The organism is Leptospira inadai serovar Lyme str. 10, from assembly GCF_000243675.2.
GTDB classification, from domain to species: domain Bacteria; phylum Spirochaetota; class Leptospiria; order Leptospirales; family Leptospiraceae; genus Leptospira_B; species Leptospira_B inadai.
Map to the genome: position 1 here is coordinate 257878 of NZ_AHMM02000025.1, position 17748 is coordinate 275625.

The window sequence follows — 17748 nt, forward strand, 5'->3', positions numbered from 1 at the left end:
TGATAGAACGAAAGGTTGGAGTTCACTCCGCTTGACGGATCCCGGTCCGAATTTCTATTATGTCCCTTGGAATGGAAGATTTCGCCCACCTACATCTTCATACTACGTACTCCATGCTCGACGGCGCGATCCGCATCAAGGAGTTGATGAAACACGTTAAAGAGCTAGGAATGAGTTCCGTTGCAATGACCGACCATGGAAACATGTTCGGAGCGATTGAATTTTATAACGAGGCGGTCAAAAACGGCGTAAAACCGATCATAGGCTGCGAATTCTACGTTTCCCCCAATCGGAAAGCCGAAATGGAGGAGATGAGAATCGCCGACGGAAATGCCTATCATTTAATACTCCTCGCTAAGGACGAAATAGGTTACAAAAATCTAATAAAGTTAGCGAGCAAATCTTATACGGAAGGCTTTTATAAAAAGGCGCGTATCGACTATGATCTTTTGGATAAGCACAGCGAAGGGTTGGTATGCCTTACGGCTTGTTTGGCAGGAGAAGTAAACCGTAAGATACTGGAAGGCAAAATTCCCGAATCCTTTCAGCTCGCTGGCAAACTGAACGAAATTTTCCGAAAAGAGGATTTTTACCTAGAAATTCAAAACCATGGTATTCCTGAGCAGGAGATCGCGGCCAAAGGCGCCTATGATTTTTCGCAAAGAACGGGGATTAAACTAGTGGTCACCAACGATTCCCACTTCCTGAGAAAGGACGACAAGGAAGCACAGGATATTCTTTTAAGAATCGGAATGCGTAAAACGATCGAAGACGAAATGGAATTCGGCTTTAATCAGCACTTCTATGTAAAAAGCCCTGCAGAGATGAAACTTCTCTTCCCGGAACTCCCGCAAGCATACTATTCCACACTTGAGATCAGAGATAAGATAAATCTTCAATTAAAGTTCGGTAATTATCTTCTTCCCGAATTTTCCGTTCCCGACGGTTACGACGAATACGGATTTATGGAAAAACTAGTATGGGACGGAATTCGCCATCGATATTCAAGTATAACTCCGGAAATCAAAGAAAGAACGGAATTCGAACTTGGAACGATTAAGAATATGCGCTTTGCCGGATATTTTTTAATCGTTCAAGATTATATCAATTATGCGAAGAGGAGCGGAATCCCGGTGGGACCGGGGCGCGGGTCCGCCGCCGGGTCCATCGTCGCTTATGCATTAGGAATTACGAACGTCGAACCCCTTCGCTTTAATCTCCTGTTCGAGCGTTTTCTCAACCCGGACCGAAAGGATATGCCCGATATCGATACGGATTTCTGCGTCGAAAGGCGGGAAGAAGTAATCAACTATATCCGGCATAAATACGGAGAAGATCGAGTAGGCCAGATCATCACTTTCGGGTCTCTAGCGGCTAAGGCGGCTTTAAAGGACGTGGGCCGAGTCATGAATCTTCCCTATGATGAGGCAAATAGACTCACTAGCTATTGTCCCAATAAACCCGGAATTACTTTGGATGAGGCGATCGAAATTTCTTCGGACCTAAAACAAGCGAGTGAAAAAGACGAACTTCACAAAAAGATATTCTCGATCGCCAAACGTCTAGAGGGAAATTATAGGCAGCCGGGTCGCCACGCAGCAGGCGTCGTCATTTCCCCGTATCCGTTAGACGAAGTGGTTCCGCTCTCAACAGTCGCGGAGAAAGAACGTCCTGGAGTTCGTTCGATCGTTACCCAGTACGAAAAGAATAACTTAGAAGCCGTCGGCCTTATCAAAATGGATATCCTCGGCCTCAAAAACCTCACGACCTTAAACTATGCGGTTAAGTTGGTAAAGGAGAGAAGAGGGGTAGAGCTAGATTTAGATAAAATTCCATTAGATGATTCTAATACATATGCGCTTCTTCGCAAAGCGAATACGTTAGGGATCTTCCAGTTGGAATCCAGCGGAATCACCGATTTGGTTGCAAGAAGCCAAGTCTCCAGTTTCGAGGAAATCGTAGCTCTTATCGCCTTATATCGTCCGGGCCCTATGGAATCCGGAATGTTGGAAGAATATTTGGAACGTAAAAGCGGAAGAAAGCCGGTTTCTTATCCGCACGAATCCTGCGAAGCGATTTTAAAAGAAACTTTCGGGTTAACCGTTTATCAAGAACAGGTGATGAGTATCTCCCGTCTTGTCGGCGGCTTTACGATGGGCGAATCCGATATGCTGCGCAAGGCCATGGCCAAAAAGAAGAAGGAACTCATGGATCCTCTGCGAATCAAATTCATAGAGGGTGCTCAGGCAAAAGGACACGCTAAAAAGTTTTCTGAAGAATTGTTCGACCAATTGGAAAAATTCGGCGGATACGGCTTTAACAAATCGCATTCGGTCGCTTATGCTCTCGTAACGTACCAAACCGCGTATATGAAAGCGAATTATCCGACCGAATATATGGCTGCTTTGCTCGCGGGAGATCATTCTAAAACGACCGATATCGTTAAATATATCAATAACGCCCGCGAAATGGGTATACATGTTCTCACTCCGGATCTTAACGAATCCGACGTTTCTTTTTCCGTTATCGACGAAGAGACGATTCGTTTCGGGATTTCGGCCATGAAAGGAGTCGGGGAAGGAGCTGCCGAAAATATCATCCAGGCCCGGAAAAAAACCGGAGGCTTTAAAGATATCAAAGACTTTATACTCGAAGTCGACACTCGAATCTTAAATAAGAAGATTATGGAAGCGCTAGTCCAAGGCGGAGCGATGGATTCGTTCGGATATACTCGAAAATGTCTCTTTGAGTCGCTTGACAGTCTCGTGTCTTACGCGCAAAAGGAACAGGAAAGATCCGCCCAAGGGCAATTCTCTCTTTTCGGCGAATCTACTCTATCGTATGAACTAAAACTTCCTAAAGACGCCGATGAATGGGAATCGGAAGAGCGGTTACGGAGGGAAAAATCGGTAACCGGCTTGTTTCTTTCCGGCCACCCTTTAGATAGGTACGAAGCTCATTTACTCAGCTTGCATAGCATTCCGATAGAAAAGCTGGATGATATTAAAGCAGGCGCTAAAGTTGAAATCGCCGGTATCGTGACCTCGCTTAAAGTCAAGTTCACTAAGAAAAAAGAAGAATTCGTAAATTTCAAATTAGAAGATAGAACCGGGGAAATCGAGTGCGTCGCTTTTCCGAAAGTATACCAAAAATTTAAGGAATTGATCAAGGAAGACGAAGCCGTATTTATCAAAGGCGATTTGGATAGGATCGAAGCGGGAGAGTCGGAGCTACGAGGTCAAATCAAAGTAAACAACTTTGAAATATTGAATCAAACAACCATCGAAGACAAGATGGAAAAAGCCTTACACATAAGACTCGAGGACCGCCACCGCAAAATGCCCGATATCATAGGTAAATTGCACACTCTTCTCGCGGCTTACCAAGGAAATTCGCATGTCTATTTCCATTTAATCTCGGGAGCCGAAGAGAAAAAAGTAATTCGCGCTCATAATCATTATTCGGTACAGCCCAACGACGAATTAATGAGTAGGCTGGTCGGACTTCTAGGTAAGGAAACGGTTTATTACAGCTTCGGAGAAAACGTCAAAGCTTACAGTCCCAAGGAAACTGCAGGAATCAAACGCTGATTCTAGTTTAAGAAAGATCCGTGTAAGCCGATTTCGCATATTTCATTTTGAGGGATATTCGTTATGCCCTTTCCTAGTGCCGTTCAAACCGAGCATCTTTTACTTCGAACTTGGAATATTGGAGATAGAGATTCCTTATTCAAATTAAATTCCGATCCTAAAGTTATGGAATTTTTTCCCAAACTCTTATCGTTAAAAGAAAGTAACGGAGCTTTCGACAGGATTCAAAACCATTGGAATCGATATGGCTTCGGTTTGTTCGCGGTCGAGGACCTGAATGAAAAATCGTTTATCGGTTTTGTAGGAATGGTTCATGTCGACTTTGATTGTTTCTTTACACCGAATGTGGAAATCTGCTGGCGACTACTTCCGGATTTTTGGGGAAAGGGATATGCGACCGAAGCGGCGCTCTCGACGCTTCGATTCGGTTTTCAGGAATTGAACATGACTGAAATCGTTTCCTTCACTAGCGTCCTCAACGAACGTTCAAAATCCGTGATGCAGAAAATCGGGATGGAATTCGTAGACGAATTTCATCATCCGAATCTTCCGATAAACCATCGTCTCAGCAAGCACGCATTATACAAAAAAGTAAAATGATATCGGAATGGAGGATTTCGATCGGATTATTTTTCAATAATCCTTTTTAGTCCTAAGATGGTTTCGATCGGAGCATCCGAAGACGACCAATTCGATAGATAAGAAGGAACATCTCCTCCCGGATCGGTCTGGTTGATATACGTGACTAACGTGGATGTCGGAGAAATCTCCTCGAGAATCCATTGAATTTTGGAATTCACGATTCGAAACGCGTCTTTTTTTGCAGGTACGGTTAAATCATTTAAAGCTTTCGTAAAGATGTTGAACCTTTTATTCTTAGGATCGAAATGCGATTCGGTTTCCAAAACCATTTCCCGGTCCTTAACTGGCCAAGGCGCACTGATCAAATAGTAATGTCTAAATTTTTCGGGTACTTTGCCGCCGATCACTCTGGATTCTTTGCAATTTGCGATCCAATCAATATGCCCCGGAATATTTAAGAAGATATTTCTTACTTCGAACAACGGTTTTGAAATTAAAGTACTTACTTTGAAAGCATCGAAAGATGTTTCCGTGTTTTTTTTGAAAATCTTTACGTTTTGCTCTTCCTTTACGAATACCCAATCTTCGGCAAAAATATCCGAACTCGAAAGAAAGGAAAGAACAAGAAGGACGCCATAAACCTGTCGCATGGAGATAACTCTTTAAGGTCTGTTAAGAGAAAAGATAATTCAGTACAATTGCAAAAAGAAAACGTTTATTTTAGTTTTTATAATTCGATCGAGTAAACTTCGAGCCTTATCGAATCCGAGTCACATAGAAAGTGAAACTTTTTTCGTTTAGGTTCCCTCGAAAATCCCAGGCGAGAATTTTAATCGTATTTTCCCCATTTCTGAAATCCAAGTTTCCGAGATAATATTGGTCTCTGAAATACAGATCGGAGAACCGAAACCCTTCCGGATTTTTCCATTCTCCATGATCATAGGTTAAAGAGGAAAACCCCGCCTTCTTCAAGGGTTCGCCGTTTAAAAACGCCTGAATCTGCGCTATTCCTCTTCGCTGGCCGGGCTTCTTCCCCGCGTCCAAAGCGCCGACCGTAACCGGAAAAGGTCGAGAAACGTTAATATTTTCACCGTCGTTTATCTGCGTATATTTGTCTCCAACGTGCACGAGTAGGTTTCCGATCTGAGGGGGAACTTCGTCTTCGATCGGAGGGAGAAATTTCATTGGATCTAAAATCGTTTTTCCAAAATCCTGAAGAACGACGAAATGTAAGTGGGCACCGCTGGAATGCCCCGTATTTCCGGACATTCCGATTTTTTCGCCTCTGCCGATTAGGCGATCCTGCAAAAATCCGGTCAGCCGACCATCTTTTAGGTGATAATAGGACGTATAAACGCCGTTTCCATGATCCAGCCAAACCGAATTTCCGGTTCCGAATTCCTCGCCGTACGGATCATCCTCGCCAAACCGAGTATAAAGAATTTTTCCTTCGCCCATAGCCAGGACCGATTCGCCATTCGAAGAAATGTCCATACCGTTATGGAAGTGATCTCCCCTGGATTCTCCAAAAACGGAACTAACCTTATTTTCAATTCCGTCCGTTTTCACAGGGAGGAGAAAATTTATTACTTTATCGTTTTCCGCAAAGGTGCTTAGATGGAACGCGGCCAAGATTAGGCCTAGGATTGGGAAAAGTCTCATTTCCGGGTCGGCCCCCTGGTGCAAGGTTATACTAAGAATGAATTTGTCAAAGGATAAAACCCTGGACCTCGTTACCCGTTGCGGCGAGGGCGATGAAGAAGCGCTAAAATTGTTTTTTGAGGCATACTCGGAAGACATTTATAACTTCCCGATGAAGATCTTTCATTTAAGCGAGGACGATGCGGGAGACTTTTTTCTCTACGCATTTGAACGCTTAAAAACCGGAGCAAGATTTTCCAGCTTTAAGGGTAAATCTAGTTTTCGCACGTGGTTCTATTCCGTTCTCCGAAATATGCTCATCGATTGGCAGCGTACAAAGCGCGAGCTGAAAATGACCAATTTAGGAAAAATCAACAAGGAAGGAAAAGAATACGCGACGATCGAAGACGAACCCGATCTAAGGTCCGATCTTCTCGAGGAAGCCCAGGAAATTACCCGTCTTTTTCATCAAGTCTTGGGGGAAATCGGAACCGAAAAACGCGTAATTTTCAAACTCTCTTATATTTATTATCTGAATTTAGATGAGGAAGAAATCAAATTCCTAGTTTCTAAAACGCAACTCTCCGTAGACGATCTAAAGAAAAAAATTATGTCGTTACGGACCGACTTATCCAACCGGGAAGAGGAAAATATCCGGATGGAGGATAAAATTACATCCTTGTATTTAAACATCCTCGAATTGAAAGAAAAGCAGAATGCGACCATAAAGAAAGCTCCGATTCTTCCTCAGGAAATCGATAAAACATCTCAAGCACTAAAAAAGAAATACGAACAGCGTAAGAAACTCTTAGAAAAGCGAAAAAAAGGGCATTTTTTAGCGCGCACCCCTTATAGGGAGGTTGCCGATCTTTTAGGGATTACCGAGGGAAATGTTAGTGTCACTTTGCTACGTCTGATCGAAAAAATACAAAAAAAACTCAAATTTTCGGAATTGTCCGAGTAAAACGAATCGTCTTAAACCTTATTGGAGCGTCACACGCAAATGGAATCCAAACGCGAACCAGGCTCGGAATCGGAACTTAACCAATTTCTCTTTGATGGGAAAGAGGATGTACTTTCAGGAATCGATAAAAATCCCGAGCTTCAGAATGAACTCATTCGGATGGAGGAATCTCTTCAGGCAGGCCTAAAGGCTGCCGAAGAATCCTATTTCGAATCGGCTGCCCGTAGTCATGCTTACACAGCTTTTCAAGAAGATTTAGATGTAAGCAAAGCCGAATTGACTGAAGGCTGGCAAATAAAAGCTTTTCCCGAATACCTAAAACGCTATGTCGAGATGGAGTTGTCCCGTAAGGAACAAAGTCGAGAATCGATCGTCGTAAAACTGGGAAAATCAGGAGCGCAGCTCTTTGATAGCTTAATTCAAACTCTACAAATCAACACCAGAGTGGATTATGCTCCTGCGATGCGTTCCACAACTGCCAACACACCGGCCGCTTCGGAATTTATAGTATTTGAAGAAAAAGTCGAAGACGACTGTAAATTCACCTACCAGGTCGTTCAAGAAACGGAAGAGACCGCTTATCTTAGCGTCAAAATCGATTGCCCACGCCCTGAAGATTTTCAAAGGGTGAATCTTTCTAAAGATGGAAGGTTTATACTTTCCAATCAATTCAATTCGGATGGAATTACGAATTTCGCCGGATTGAGAGAAGGAAAGTACACAGTGGAATTCCAGGGAAAAGACTTGTCGAAATCGATAGATCTCTTTATTCTCTTAGATTAAAGAGATCTGTTTTATAAAATTCCCCTTTCGAGCTTATGTCTCGGCTGGGGAACGGTGCAGGCCGATCTTGACCGGAACCAATGCTCAATCTAATCATAGACAGAGTCGGCGCAGTTAACGTCTTTAACATACTAGACAGTTCCGGAAGCGGTTCCGAATCCCACTTACAATCGACGATGGACGAGGATTTAATTCTCGAGTACATTAAGGAAATTGAAAACTTAGTCCGGGTTTCCGTAGCCATCCACCAGAAATCCTCAAGACACCCTACTCTCGAAACGGACATTCTTCACGAATTAAAAATTCTAGGGGAAACGTTCTATGACCAATTTTTTCCGGTGCCCATCCAGGAAAAGCTACGCTTAACCACGGAAAAATACTTACACTTTAATATTGATCCTAAATTGGGAGTGATTCCTTGGGAACTACTGCACGATGGGACCTGTTTCCTTTCCGATAAATTCTTCATCGGAAAAACGGTGCGTGGAGAAGCGCATAGCGGAGCCTTTAAGGAAAAAGAAAAACTCCGAATGCTCATCATAGCCGACCCGACCGAGGATTTGGAATGGGCACAGAAGGAAGGCGAACAGTTATTTAGAGTACTGAGTGAGAAAGTTCCATCTTCCCGCCTCGAAATAGAGTTCATCGGCGGACGTCAAGTCACCAAACTAAAACTTCTGTCCTTGATTAAAGGCAAGAATATTATTCACTATTCAGGCCATCTTTTCTTCTCGGACGATCCGTTGGAAAATGGATGGCTCATTTCGGAAGGAAAAATTTTGAAAGCTCGAGAGATCAAAAACTCGGGTTTTAACACCGATATGGTATTTTCGAATTCCTGCCAATCCAACAAGAGTACTACTAGAAATCTGAATTCCGATTTAATGAATAATTTTGCCGGTTCGTTTTTGATGTCGGGAATCAAAAGCTTCATAGGAACAAATTGGGAAATAGCGGACAATCAAAACACGATCGATTTTACGATTCAATTCTATTCGAATTTATTTGCGGATAAGAGCGTAGGCGAGTCTCTCTATTTAGCAAAAGAGCAGGCTCGTCGAAATTACGATTCGAGCGATCTAACTTGGACCAATTACAGTCTACACGGACAGCCGAACATGCGGGTGACGTCGGATCCGACAAAAGGCCGGACGGCTCATAAGATCGTAAATCCTTCCCTGATTTATAAGTTTTATCCGACTCCGATCGCCTCCTCTTATTACACGTTTACGGAGAGGCAAAAGGCCGAATCTCTTGCTTCCTACGAATTGATGGAAAACCTAATCGTCGCCTTCGAAGAGTTCAGTAAGGTGATGGGAGGAATTCTGTTTAGCGACCACCAAAATCATGCACTGGGAAAGTTTATCCCGAATAATCCGGACGACGCCTATAGTATCGCAAGATGGTGGGACCTTATGTTCCAATGTTTGCACGATTTTAGAAAGTTGGAAATCACCCCTGTCGTGACCGATTTGGCCGAGATACTTTTTGCAAACAGAGATACCATACAGAAAATGATTCAATGGATCGATCTGTATTCTAAGGGGTTGATTCAACCCGAATCTGCCGACGGATATCTGATAACATTTCAGTATTATTTTGAAAATCTGCTCACAGAACTTGAAGAGCTGGAGCGAGTCAGTATCTTTTTGGTTTCGACGAACTCGAACAATCATCTCTTTTTCCGGGGCTTAAAACCTGAATCTTCCCTGGTCGCAGCGCCGATGATCAAGCAGGACTTTGTCGGCGAGCAAATCGAAAAATATCGAGGGAGAGTCATCGTCTTCCACGAAGAACGTCTTCAGATTTTTCCGTTAGCCTGTAATATTATCGAAAACTCCGAGACGAAAGCGTTAGAATTGGCTTTCCCGGGATTTCTCTCCTCTTCTCACGGAAATTTACCTCACGGCGGTGTCTAATTCGTGGGCTTATGCCAACCGGATCGAAACGTCCCTTTTTCTTGCGGAGCGTGCTGCGGTCTCTTTAACTTACAAACTTCTCCGGATAAATTAAGAACCTTAATAGAGGAACGAACTAACGAGTTTCGGCAGACGGTGGACTTTAGCCGACCCTATACGATGGCCGAGTTTCGTAAGCAGAGGGAAGCGAAAGAAAAAGATATCGAAAGAAAAGACCCCCTAACATACAACTGCCCCTTTCTAGGAAAACTTACCGAATCTGCATCTTCGAACGAAGGGGAGAATACTGGTAAGGTATATTCTAGAATCGGTTGTATGATTCATCCGATCTACACCGGCGATCCCAAAAGTCAGAACTATTCGTTTTACGGATCGTCCATTTGTCAGGCTTATGATTGTAGAAATAAGGAAAGGAAGTACTCGCAGGATTGGGAAGGAGTATTTGCGGATCTCTCGGAAGATTCCTTTTCCTATTCCTCTCTCGCTTCGGATTACAGAACCATCGATCTAATAGAAGGCTATCTAAGGGAAGAAGGCATTTCCGAAACCGAATGGTTTACTGAGGAGAGAAGCAGGATTATCGGCTTCTTAAAACAAAAATTCAAAGGCAAAATTTCCCTTTGGAATACTTCCTTTGAACTCGAAATGGAAAGTCCTCCGCCGATTTCTTATAGGGAAAGACTCGCAAATTGGCTGGGAATTTCAACCAACCATTTGCTATTTTCATCAGGGTCTATTTCGGGCGAATAAAAATAGGGATAAGCACTCTCAATCATACTCTTATCCCGACTATTTGTCGCGAAGAAGGCGAATCGTAATCACGATTGACCGGAGGTACCGTTCGATCCTTTCTTGCTGGCTGTTTTCTTAACTTCTTCCACTTTCGAATTAACTTGTCCGGCAAGTCCTTCAACGGAACGTAACGCGTCCTCGATGTACTTGCGAAGATTTACCGCAACTTCTCCCTGATCCTGCGCGCCTTTAGTAGAAAGCTCTTTGAATTCCTTCTCGACTTTAAGAAGAATACTATCTGCCTGTTCACGAAGCGTTTTCGCTGCTCCTATGGCAAAATTAAGAGCTTCTTTAATTTCCTTTTCCATTGCTACATTCCTTTACAATTCGGACTCCAGGATTTCCCGTTTTCTCTTTTCATTACCTGTTTCCGCAGGCATGCCATTCCTTAGAATTCCGTAGTAAAATTATTATGCACCGCACAATCCTTTGTCAAGCGGGTTTCAGTTTAGCATAACATCAGGACAAAAAAAAGAGCGGAGAAACTTCTCCGCTCTTTTTCCACAAAATCGTTTTTCCCTTAAGAAAGTTTCGGGCCGAATGCAGTGAAATCGTAATCCTTGGATCCTTCTACGTATTTCTTGAAGTTTTCGATAAACATCCCGGCTAACTTCTTAGAAGTTTCGTCATAGGCCGATTTGTCCGCCCAAGCCTCGCGGGGATCCAGAATCGAAGCATCCACGCCTTCCACACTCTTAGGATATTCGACTTGGAAAATCGGATGCCTCGAAAACTGAGCCTTATCGATGTTTCCATTCATAATCTCGTCGATAATCTTGCGAGTCGAAGGTAGGTTCATTCTTTTACCCACCCCGTAAGAACCGCCGACCAAACCGGTATTCATGAGATATGCGCGAACTTTATGTTTGCGCATTTTTTCACCCAAGAGTTTCGCGTAAACCGTCGGGTGAAGAGTCATGAACGCGGCACCGAAACAAGCCGAGAAAGTCGCGGTAGGTTCTTTAATTCCGCGTTCGGTTCCGGCAACCTTAGCGGTATATCCGGAAAGGAAATGATACATCGCTTGCTCGATCGAAAGTTTTGACACGGGAGGCAATACTCCGAAAGCGTCATACGTAAGGAAAATAATCACTTTCGGATGATCGCCTTTGGACGGAACCTGAATGTTTTTAATGTGGTAGATCGGATAAGAAACGCGGGTGTTTTCGGTTTTGGCAGCGGAAGTATAGTCGACAACTTTCGTCTTCTCATCGTAGACCACGTTTTCCAAAAGTGCGTCGCGGCGGATCGCTTCGTAAATTTCCGGTTCCGTCTTGGGATCCAAATTAATCACTTTCGCGTAACAGCCGCCTTCGATATTAAAGATCCCGTTATCGTCCCAACCATGTTCGTCGTCGCCGATCAGTTTGCGATGAGGATCCGTGGATAAAGTCGTTTTTCCTGTTCCGGAAAGCCCGAAAAACAAAGCCGTATCTCCGTCTTTGTTTCCGATATTGGCGGAACAATGCATCGAAAGGATTCCTTGGAGAGGTAATTTATAGTTCATTACCGAGAAAATACCTTTCTTCATCTCTCCACCGTATTCGGTCCCACCGATGATGCAGATTTTTTTACTTAGGTGGAAAATTACGAATACGTCCGAGTTAAGTCCATGTTCTTTGTATTTTTCGTTTTTAACGCCGCAAGCATTGATGATGGTGAATTCAGGAAGGAGGTTGGCTAATTCTTCCTTACTAGGACGAAGGAACATATTAGTACAAAAATGATGCTGCCAGGCCTTTTCGGAAACGACACGGAGACCCATGCGAGTTTCCGGATTGGCGCCTGCGTATCCATCGAAGACATATAACTTCTTACCCTTTAGGTAATTTACACATTTTGCATGTAATTCGTCGAAAATCTGTTCTGAGACTTTAAAATTGATGTGACCCCACCAGATATTTCCGTTAGAAGAGGGTTCATCCACAAAATACTTATCTTTGGGAGAACGTCCGGTAAATATTCCGGTATCTACCATCATAGTACCGTTGGAAGAAATGACGGTTTCGCCGTTATTCTTTTCGTGTTCGAAAATTTCGTCGTAGGAAAGGTTATGGAAGACTTCGGAGGGCTCTATACCGAGCTCCTTCAGTCCCTTCACTTGCGTCTGGGCCTGCATCTGGTGCTCCTTGCTGTTCGTATTTCAAATATTTTCGGGTTCAAGATAGCGTCAATTCGGAACCTGAACCGATTTCTTTCCAGAGTCCGGTAAATCCGTTATTCTGTCTCATGAGGAGAAGACCCTGAAACGGATCTTCTCCTCTCAAGCTTATTGCTGTTGTTGCTGATCCTGGAAATCCTTGCGGTTTCCGTAATCATCCCCTCGATCCGAATTCCGATTACGATTGCGGTCTTGGTAATCTCTCCGATTATTTCGATCGTCGTTTCCGCTACGCTCGGAACGATCGGGGCGATTCCCCCGCTCCTCGCCTTTCTCTTGTTGGCCGCGGTCTTGGCGCTCTCCGCCTCGATCGAAATTCCGATCGCCGCCACCACGATTACGATTTTCGCGATCGCCGCGATCACCTTTTTCATGACCACCGCCGTTAGAATTCGCTTTCGTAAAGATCATCTTACCGGCAGCCGTCTGGATAATGGACGTTACCGTAACTTTCACTTCCTTGCCGACGAGATGGCCTCCGTTCTCGATAACGACCATCGTGCCGTCCTCGAGATAACCGATGCCCTGATTTTCGTCTTTGCCTTCTTTAATAACTTGGATTCCAAGTTCTTCTCCCGGTAAAACGACCGGCTTTAAGGCGTTCGCAAGTGTGTTTAGATTAAGAACCTTTACTCCCTGGAGTTCGGCGACTTTATTCAAATTGAAATCATTCGTTACGATTTTGCCGCCGGTATCGCGGGCCAATTTAATCAGCTTAGCGTCGACTTCTCTCGTGTCGGAATAATCTTTATACGTGATTTTTACTTCGATGGACCCTTTTCGCTGAAGTTTATTCAGCATTTCGAGACCTCGTCTTCCCCTTGCTCTCTTAATCGGATCCGAAGAATCACTGATTAATTGGATTTCCCGGAGGACGAAATTCGGAAGTATTAATGGGCCGTCGATAAAATGCGTGTCTGCGATATCTAAGATGCGTCCATCGATAACGACAGAAGTATCCAGAATTTTATCCCTGACTTCGTCTTTGTTGATGACGGCGACTCCGAACGGATCTAGTCCTTGATGCCCACCGGCGCCGCCACCTCCGAAGATGGAAAGTCCCGGTTCTTTAGCAAACGCCTTACCGACTCTAGCCCCAAAAAGACCTAAAATCAAATACAATGCGAGATTCAATTCTTCAAATCGAATGATGGTTCCTAAAAACCACGCAACAACGAATCCTAATAATACTCCTACACCGACGCAGAAAATAATGTCCGCACGAAATTTAGGAAATAGTTTTGCTTCTCCAAATAATAATACAAGAGAAACTACGAGGACCAGTCCGGAAAGAGAACCAGCGAGAACCCAATCTTGGGTTTGCTTCTGCGTTACAAAAAACGACAGAGAGGAAAGGAGGATAGCCGTAAGGCCTTTGTATAGGTAACCCATAACTCAAATCCTTCAAATATAGATTCGAGTTTTATTCGGAATTATTCTTCGTCGACGACTACTGCTACTTTGTCACCGACAGCAAAAGAGCTGGCCAACACATCAGAGACAAGGTTGCCCGCTTCTTCTTGAGAAACTCCCTTGCTTAAGGCAACTTCCATTTTTACGAGATTGTATGCACTCTCGTAGAGCTTCCGCTCCATGATGGATAGTTCCTTACCGTTTGCTCTGCGAAATAGATTTCTGCAGACATCCGCTACTTCGAAAATCGAACCGGATTTAATTTTATTCAGGTTATTTTGGTACCTGATCTTCCAATCCTCTTCCGTATCGACTTCATCTTTCTTGAGTAAATTGATGACTTTCTTGATATCCTTTTTGTCGATGATCGGTCTAATTCCGACCTGTTTCGCTTTATCGACAGGGATCATCACTTTCATCTTGCTACCCTGGATTTCCATGACGTAGCATTCTTTTTTCTTACCCAGGATAACTTTTTTAGCGATTTCGGTGATTTCACCAACACCGTGGATCGGATAAACGACGTAGTCGCCTACGCCATGCTCGTAGCCAGATTGTTTCTTTTTGCTAGCCAATTAGGTATTAAGACTTCCGTTAAAACTCTGCTCAAAAACATAGCAAATTTTTGGCATAAGTCAAGGAAAAAAACGGTTTTGTTAAATTACCCGTAATTTAACCGATTTTCTTTATATTCTCCGGGTATTTTATCTCTTCGTTTTGTGAATCTGAGAACCGTGAAAAATCGGATCATTGAGCGGCCGGATGGAATCTAAAGCTTGAGTCGCTTCGGCTTTTCCATAAAAGTAACCGATGAAAAGTTCCCCTTGCCCCGAACGAAAAATTCGGCCCTGAAATTCCGGCTTGGCTCGCAATAATTTCTTTCCTACTTCCATCGCCTCTAAAGAATCGCTGGTCGGAATGGAAATAAAATAATTCTCGCGATCCGATCGGGCCGGAAATTTTAGACCTTTATTTTCCGAAGAAGGCCTCTCTTCCGAATGCCCAAAATCTTTAATTTCCGGCTTTTCCGACGAGTCGGGTTTCGCTTCCGCCCGGTTTGAATTTTCACGTTGCTCGATCGTTTCGGCCGGGTTTTGTCGCGATAACTTGCCGGTATTATAAAAAGATTGAGTTTCGTTCTGAGCAAAAGCCTGCTCTTTTTGATCCAGACGCAGGCCAACTACGACACCCGCGGTAAATAGAGAAATCGCTCCAACTAAAATTAAAAAAAGCGAACGTGAACTTGGGAAAGAGCGAATAGGCGAGGTCGAGCCTCGTACATACTGTATGGTTTGGACCGTCGGCTGAGAATCAAGCGGTCTAGCGGCGGCCCCTCCTCTTATTCCGGTTTGTTTCAGTCTGCGAGAATAATCGATATTTTGCATGATTCAATCCGACTGGAGATCCGACTATAAAGCGGAGGATCTCCTACTACTCAGTATCGGCCATCGGCCCAATTTTGGGCATGGAAAAATACGATTCGGAACGAAAGGGAAATAAAAAGGCCGGTAAAAAACCGGCCTTTCCGAAACTAAATTGGAGAAATTCTTATCCGACGAGGTAAAGAAGAGGAAAGAGATAAATCCAAATCAAGTCGACTACGTGCCAGAAGAGACCTACGCCTTCCACCGGAGTGTAGTAATCGGGGCCGACTTTATTTCTGACGACTTTCATCAATACCCAGAAAATTAAGAAAGCTCCGGCAAGAACGTGCAACCCATGGATTCCGGTCATTACGAAATAAAATCCGAAAAATAGAGGCCAGTTTTTGGTTTCGTTCAATTGGCGAAGATGTTTGTATTCTTCTTCGTCCATGTGCAGCTTGTGCTCTCGCTCTTCCGCCGAAACTTCACCGGCTTGCTTTACCAATGCCGCCACTTTAGTGGTATTTCTCGCTTCGTCCGTATATGCATATTTTCCAGGAACTGTTCCCACATGGAATTTATGAGTATATTCGAAGTATTTTACGACCATGAAAATCGCTGCACAAAGAATCGTCACAGCAAGCGCAATGATTGCTTTGGTTCTCAGACCCCGTTGCACGAAGTTGATTCCCAATGCCATCGTAAAGGAACTGAATAAAAGAACCACAGTGTTCACGGCTCCCATCGATACGGAGAGCTGTTTACTACCGGCATGGAAGATCTGCGGGTAAAGGGAATGGTAAATTGAATACGCTACAAAAAGGCCACCGAACATGAGAATTTCAGTAACCAAGAAAAGCCAAATTCCTTGTTTGGAGGTTTGGTATTGTTGTTCCGCGCTATCGAAATGGTGAGCGTGGTGAAAACCCGCGGGATTAGCGGTATTCATAGGGTCCTCCTGAAACTACTGGGGTCTTATCAAAGTTTTCGTGGGGCGGTGGAGAAGGAATCGTCCACTCAAGGGTTTTTCCTCCCCAAGGATCGTTACCTGCTTCTTTTCCTGCAATTAATCCATGAATGACCGCGACAAGTCCGACGATAAATCCTGTTCCGATGAGCCAAGATCCTACCGTCGACATTTGATTCAATTCGGTGAAGGCGGGAAGATAATCGTAATATCTACGAGGCATTCCCATCGCACCTAAAATGAACTGCGGGTAAAATGTAACGTTAAATCCGGAAAAAATAAACACCCAGGAGATTCTTCCGAGAAGATCGCTAGTCATTTTTCCGGTTACTTTCGGGAACCAGTAAATTAATGCTCCCATCAATGCCATTAGAGTCCCACCAACCATCACGTAGTGGAAGTGAGCCACCACGAAATAGGTATCATGGAAATGTATATCCATTCCGGTTGAAGCTAGATACACGCCCGTCAAACCACCAATGGTAAAGAGGAACATAAAGCCGAGAGCGAATAGCATCGGCGCATCTAACCTAACACTTCCTTTATACATCGTGGAAATCCAGTTGAACAGCTTGATCGCCGTCGGAACGCCCACGAGCATCGTGATTACGGAGAAAAGCAAACCGGCGAATTCCGATTGCCCGGAAACGAACATATGATGTCCCCAAACCAGAAAGGAAACTCCCGCTATCGCTAACGACGAATAAGCAATCGCCGTATATCCGAAGATGACCTTACGAGAGAACGTCGCTACTAATTCGGAAATAACACCCATCGCAGGCAAAATCATGATGTAAACGGCCGGATGAGAATAAAACCAGAAGAAGTGTTGGAATAATACCGGATCCCCGCCTAATTGCGGATCAAAAATTCCGACTCCTAACGCTTTTTCTGCAATTAATAATAGTAGGGTAATCGCTAAAACCGGGGTTGCCAATACTTGCAAAATAGCAGTGGAATAAAGCGCCCAAACCATCAAAGGAATCCGAGTCATCGTCATTCCCGGAGCTCTAAGCTTGTGGGTCGTTACGATGAAGTTCAATCCTGTTAGAATCGAAGAGAATCCGATGATAAAAACGCCGAGAACCAGCGGAATAACACCCATTCCCGTCTTGATCGTGGAGTACGGTGTATAAAAAGTCCATCCAGTATCGACTCGATCCATAAAGAGCGTTGAACCGGTGATTGCTGCACCGATCATGAGCATATACCAGCTCATTAAGTTCAAACGGGGGAAGGCCACGTCTTTTGCTCCGATCATGATCGGAAGAACTAAGTTTCCGAAGATAGCCGGAATTCCAGGAACGATTACCATGAACACCATGATGGCTCCGTGGTAGGTCATCATTCGGTTATAGATATCCGCTTCAAATAACGTCTTCCCGGGAGTAAAAAGCTCAGCACGAACTAGAAGTGCAAAGATTCCACCTAAAAGGAAGAAACTCATGATCGCGAAGAAATACATGATCCCGATCCGCTTATGATCCAAAGTGGTGAGCCAGGACCAGATCCCTTTTTGGTGATTCAGGAAGTTATGTTTACTGTGTGCGCTAGTGGCGGCCTGTGACATTG

At 44.1% G+C, this 17748-nt stretch carries 15 protein-coding genes; 6 read left to right on the top strand and 9 right to left on the bottom strand.

All coding sequences use genetic code 11. The annotated features are described in order from the left end of the window. Nucleotides 1–71: 71 nt before the first annotated feature. Together dnaE and LEP1GSC047_RS16975 are read left to right on the top strand one after the other, a co-directional pair. Nucleotides 72–3590 (top strand): DNA polymerase III subunit alpha, encoded by a 3519-nt coding sequence (dnaE, locus tag LEP1GSC047_RS16970; RefSeq protein WP_180993196.1) that lies wholly within the window; start codon nucleotides 72–74, stop codon nucleotides 3588–3590. Between the two features lie 63 nt (nucleotides 3591–3653). Further along, on the top strand, nucleotides 3654–4190 hold the full coding sequence (locus LEP1GSC047_RS16975) for a GNAT family N-acetyltransferase (RefSeq protein WP_010417065.1): 537 nt from the start codon (nucleotides 3654–3656) through the stop codon (nucleotides 4188–4190). A 26-nt stretch (nucleotides 4191–4216) separates the two neighbouring features. Here LEP1GSC047_RS16975 and LEP1GSC047_RS16980 read toward each other — a convergent pair whose 3' ends face one another. Both LEP1GSC047_RS16980 and LEP1GSC047_RS16985 read right to left on the bottom strand, forming a co-directional pair. Further along, nucleotides 4217–4822: an START domain-containing protein gene (locus tag LEP1GSC047_RS16980; protein WP_010417063.1), complete on the bottom strand. Its 606-nt coding sequence runs from the start codon at nucleotides 4820–4822 to the stop codon at nucleotides 4217–4219. Nucleotides 4823–4928: 106 nt separating this feature from the next. Next, the gene (locus LEP1GSC047_RS16985; protein WP_010417060.1) at nucleotides 4929–5834 is read right to left on the bottom strand and encodes a M23 family metallopeptidase; all 906 of its coding nucleotides are present in this window, start codon (nucleotides 5832–5834) and stop codon (nucleotides 4929–4931) included. Nucleotides 5835–5871: 37 nt separating this feature from the next. On the opposite strand from LEP1GSC047_RS16985, the gene LEP1GSC047_RS16990 reads away from it, so the two are divergent. The 4 genes from LEP1GSC047_RS16990 (at nucleotide 5872) to LEP1GSC047_RS17005 (ending at nucleotide 10229) form a co-directional block, all read left to right on the top strand. Further along, a complete protein-coding gene (locus LEP1GSC047_RS16990) occupies nucleotides 5872–6777 on the top strand; it encodes an RNA polymerase sigma factor (RefSeq protein WP_020988995.1) in 906 nt (301 codons plus the stop codon). Between the two features lie 39 nt (nucleotides 6778–6816). Further along, nucleotides 6817–7560 carry a hypothetical protein gene (locus LEP1GSC047_RS16995; protein ID WP_020989183.1) on the top strand — a complete coding sequence of 248 codons (744 nt, stop codon included), beginning with the start codon at nucleotides 6817–6819 and terminating at the stop codon, nucleotides 7558–7560. An 80-nt stretch (nucleotides 7561–7640) separates the two neighbouring features. Next, complete coding sequence (locus LEP1GSC047_RS17000; RefSeq protein WP_020989202.1) at nucleotides 7641–9479, top strand: CHAT domain-containing protein; 1839 nt, start codon at nucleotides 7641–7643, stop codon at nucleotides 9477–9479. 3 nt (nucleotides 9480–9482) lie between these two features. Next, nucleotides 9483–10229, top strand: a complete 747-nt coding sequence (locus LEP1GSC047_RS17005) for a hypothetical protein (protein WP_010417055.1) — start codon at nucleotides 9483–9485, stop codon at nucleotides 10227–10229. Between the two features lie 68 nt (nucleotides 10230–10297). On the opposite strand, the gene LEP1GSC047_RS17010 is transcribed toward LEP1GSC047_RS17005, so the two are convergent. From LEP1GSC047_RS17010 to ctaD, 7 genes are all read right to left on the bottom strand, one after another. Next, the gene (locus LEP1GSC047_RS17010; RefSeq protein ID WP_010417053.1) at nucleotides 10298–10579 is read right to left on the bottom strand and encodes a phasin-related domain-containing protein; all 282 of its coding nucleotides are present in this window, start codon (nucleotides 10577–10579) and stop codon (nucleotides 10298–10300) included. 212 nt (nucleotides 10580–10791) lie between these two features. Then, nucleotides 10792–12390 (bottom strand): phosphoenolpyruvate carboxykinase (ATP), encoded by a 1599-nt coding sequence (gene pckA, locus LEP1GSC047_RS17015; RefSeq protein ID WP_010417052.1) that lies wholly within the window; start codon nucleotides 12388–12390, stop codon nucleotides 10792–10794. A 150-nt stretch (nucleotides 12391–12540) separates the two neighbouring features. After that, nucleotides 12541–13824, bottom strand: coding sequence for a PIN/TRAM domain-containing protein (locus tag LEP1GSC047_RS17020; RefSeq protein ID WP_010417050.1), 1284 nt, complete (start codon nucleotides 13822–13824; stop codon nucleotides 12541–12543). A 41-nt stretch (nucleotides 13825–13865) separates the two neighbouring features. Further along, nucleotides 13866–14420, bottom strand: coding sequence for a CarD family transcriptional regulator (locus LEP1GSC047_RS17025; RefSeq protein WP_010417048.1), 555 nt, complete (start codon nucleotides 14418–14420; stop codon nucleotides 13866–13868). A 129-nt stretch (nucleotides 14421–14549) separates the two neighbouring features. After that, the gene (locus LEP1GSC047_RS17030) at nucleotides 14550–15230 is read right to left on the bottom strand and encodes a hypothetical protein (protein ID WP_010417045.1); all 681 of its coding nucleotides are present in this window, start codon (nucleotides 15228–15230) and stop codon (nucleotides 14550–14552) included. Between the two features lie 163 nt (nucleotides 15231–15393). Next, nucleotides 15394–16158 (bottom strand): cytochrome c oxidase subunit 3 family protein, encoded by a 765-nt coding sequence (locus LEP1GSC047_RS17035; RefSeq protein ID WP_010417043.1) that lies wholly within the window; start codon nucleotides 16156–16158, stop codon nucleotides 15394–15396. Continuing rightward, a complete protein-coding gene (ctaD, locus tag LEP1GSC047_RS17040) occupies nucleotides 16145–17746 on the bottom strand; it encodes a cytochrome c oxidase subunit I (RefSeq protein ID WP_020989012.1) in 1602 nt (533 codons plus the stop codon). The genes LEP1GSC047_RS17035 and ctaD overlap by 14 nt, the downstream gene beginning before the upstream one ends. Between the last annotated feature and the right edge of the window lie 2 nt (nucleotides 17747–17748).